This window comes from Xenorhabdus sp. TS4 (assembly GCF_014467265.1).
GTDB lineage: Bacteria > Pseudomonadota > Gammaproteobacteria > Enterobacterales > Enterobacteriaceae > Xenorhabdus > Xenorhabdus ehlersii.
The window spans coordinates 1-2,822 of sequence record NZ_NKHQ01000112.1 but is presented as its reverse complement, the minus strand read 5'-3'; the positions used below and the strand labels follow the sequence as shown (position 1 = coordinate 2,822).

The following is a 2,822-nucleotide window of genomic DNA, read 5'->3' as shown; positions in this document are numbered from 1 at the left end:
CTTTGAAAACGCTGTCTGGAAAATTCCCGCTACACGAAAACCCATCAAAGGCGTTCGTTTTTCTGAGCGCGGCATGAAAATGAAAACGGATCACATCGTGCCGCTGAGCCGTCAAGCTGTCTCGTTATTCAAAGAGTTGAGCGTACTGAGCGGCAACTGCGAAGTGGTATTCCCCAGTGATCATGATGCTGCGAAAGTTATGAGTGAAAACACCGTCAATAAGGCGCTACGGGCGATGGGCTATGACACCCAAACCGATGTCTGCGGGCATGGCTTCCGCACAATGGCGCGCGGTGCAATGGGCGAATCCGGCCTGTGGAGCGATGATGCCATCGAACGCCAGCTCAGTCATATCGAACGAAACAACGTCCGGGCGGCGTATATTCATACATCCAAACATCTGGACGAACGGCGGCTGATGGTGCAGTGGTGGGCGGATTATCTGGATGCAAATAGGGAAAAACCCATCACGCCGTATGACTTCGCCAAACCGCTGCGCGACAGTAAGAGCCGTTAGTAAAATTTGTAATTCGTTAATTTTCATCAGGAGAAAAACAATTAACGCTGTTCATTTAATCCTGCATTTTAAATAATCCGCCTGTCATCAAACAACGTCCACGATGAGCGCTCAGGGACTCGGTAACAGGAGAATTAATATGACAATGACAGCAAAGACAAACTTTATTCGTTTGCCGGAAGTGCAGCGCAGAACGGGTTACAGCAAAGCGTGGATTTACAAACTGATTAGCGATGGCGAATTTCCTAAGCAGGTCAAAATCGGCCCACGTTCTGTGGCCTTTATTGAAGCAGAAATTGATAACTGGATTGCGCAGCGGATCGCCGAATCACGGGCGGCATAATAGACAAAAGACTATGACATAAGAAACAGAATATAAAACACAACGCCCCGTAGTGCTCGCAACACATACAGGGCGCATAACCAACAACCGTTAATCGAGGTAAAACGATGGCTGATACACAGCATACCCAAACTCGCCCTGAATTTACAGCTCAAAAAACAACAAGCAACCACAAACCGCTTGATCTGATCCAGACCGTAAAAACATCCGCGATGTATTCGTGGCAAAACCTGCTACCAGCTTGTGGTATCACTGTTCCGGCAAAAGGTAAACATGGTGCCTGTCCGGTTTGTGGTGGCACTGACCGCTTTCACTTTATCGACGACCATCATCACGGCAACTGGCACTGCCGCCAGTGTGATACCCCGAACTATGGCGATGGACTGGATTTAGTCGCAAAAACCAATGGGATCTCGATTCTTGAAGCAGCAAAAGTTATTGCTAACGTGCAGGCATTACCTTTACCGGAACTCAAGCCCGCCAAAGAAATTATCTATCCAACACAGCCCATTGCCGAAAGAGTCGCGGCACTGATGGCGCAGACTGTCACCGGGCAATCGCCCTATCTGACCGCAAAAGGGCTACATTGCCCTAATCAACGGCTGTTGCCCGATAATTCGGCAGTGTTGGCACTGACAACATTGGATAAAAAAGTTACAGGTGCGCAGATCATCAAACCCAATGGTGAGAAAAAATTACTGTCCGGCAGCCAGAAGAAAGGCGCGTTTATTGCTTTATCAGAACTGGAAGCATCCCCCGACACGGTAATCATTACCGAAGGTTACGCCACAGCCCTGACGGTTAACCAACTCTATAAAGGCAACGTTCTGGCGGCACTGGATGCAGGCAATTTATCTTCTGTTGCCAAAGTTGTTCGGGAACGCTGCCCTTCGCGCCGCGTTGGATGTTGAATACAAGATCAGCCGGGAAGGGAAAAAAGGCGGCTCACTGGTTATCACCTGTACCAAAATGAAAGATGCCGAAGAACCGGAAACCAAAGCCTATGATATGCGCGTGGTGGAGCTTTTTACCGATAAAGATGGTGAAGAGATTACGTCACTGGCGCTGATTGACAGGCCGCGTGATCCGGTTGAAGAGGAAGACATCGATCATATCGCCAATAAAACTGATAACCACACAGCCTTGTGGCAGTGTATCCGCTCGCGCACGGCCCTGAAAGAACCTTGCAGCATTGCCCTTGTGCGTGATGATTTAAAATCGATGGGCGTGAATGTGAAGAATTTCAGCCGTTGGTTAACCAAGTTAGAACAGGACGGGATGATTACCCGCCACGGGCAGGAACTCACAATTATTAACCGGAATAATGAAGATTAAAAAGTGAGTCAGAAAGTGAGGAACGGTGAGGAGAGGGATTTTACTGCTCACCGTTTTCCTCACTTTTCTCACATATATATAGAAAAAGTGAGGAGCACAAAACCAATTGATTTTTAAGGATAAAAAATTATCAATTCCTCACCTGTTTTTGCCGTGAGGAAAATAAAAAGTGAGGAGAAAAATGAGGAGCAGGTGAGGAAATATTTTTTCTGGCAGGTGTTTTTCAGCTCTCCGTGCTACCGGGCTAATACATTAACCCGGTAGCACGGAGATGACAAGCGCAGCGCGTCAGTGTTCTGCTCAATAAAAACCAGACATTTTTTCGAAGACCCTTTCATATTCTACCAGTGTTAAATAACCATTAGCAGCATGTAACCGGTTAAATTGTAGTAATGCAGATAATCTAGAACATCTTGTTTTATCTCCTCATGATTTTCATGAGACGTTTTAAATAGCCAGTCATGTTTTAAACTGCCAAAGAAACGTCCAACAACTGCATTATCCCAACAAGCTCCCACATCTATCTGACTAGGCTGTGTCCCTTAATGTAAATTGATAGTATTCTCATCTAAACTGTTTTCAATATGGGAAAAAGATGATGGCACGCTACGACATTCCTGATGACGC

The 2,822-nt window shown here is 46.5% G+C and carries 4 protein-coding genes and 1 pseudogene; 4 read left to right on the top strand and 1 reads right to left on the bottom strand.

What is annotated here, in order from left to right; all coding sequences use genetic code 11:
- From Xets_RS19565 to Xets_RS19550, 4 genes are all read left to right on the top strand, one after another.
- Nucleotides 1-517, top strand: a 517-nt coding sequence (locus Xets_RS19565) for a site-specific integrase (RefSeq protein WP_187652400.1), incomplete at its 5' end; no start/stop codon positions are given.
- A 139-nt stretch (nucleotides 518-656) separates the two neighbouring features.
- Nucleotides 657-860 carry an AlpA family transcriptional regulator gene (locus Xets_RS19560; RefSeq protein ID WP_172910679.1) on the top strand — a complete coding sequence of 68 codons (204 nt, stop codon included), beginning with the start codon at nucleotides 657-659 and terminating at the stop codon, nucleotides 858-860.
- 107 nt (nucleotides 861-967) lie between these two features.
- Nucleotides 968-1,771, top strand: coding sequence for a primase-helicase zinc-binding domain-containing protein (locus tag Xets_RS19555; protein WP_187652399.1), 804 nt, complete (start codon nucleotides 968-970; stop codon nucleotides 1,769-1,771).
- The gene (locus Xets_RS19550; protein ID WP_187652398.1) at nucleotides 1,722-2,195 is read left to right on the top strand and encodes a hypothetical protein; all 474 of its coding nucleotides are present in this window, start codon (nucleotides 1,722-1,724) and stop codon (nucleotides 2,193-2,195) included. Before Xets_RS19555 ends, Xets_RS19550 begins: the two co-directional genes overlap by 50 nt.
- 300 nt (nucleotides 2,196-2,495) lie before the next feature.
- Here the strand turns inward: Xets_RS19550 and Xets_RS19545 are convergent.
- Nucleotides 2,496-2,737: pseudogene (locus Xets_RS19545) on the bottom strand (integrase core domain-containing protein); the annotation flags it as partial.
- Nucleotides 2,738-2,822: the final 85 nt, after the last annotated feature.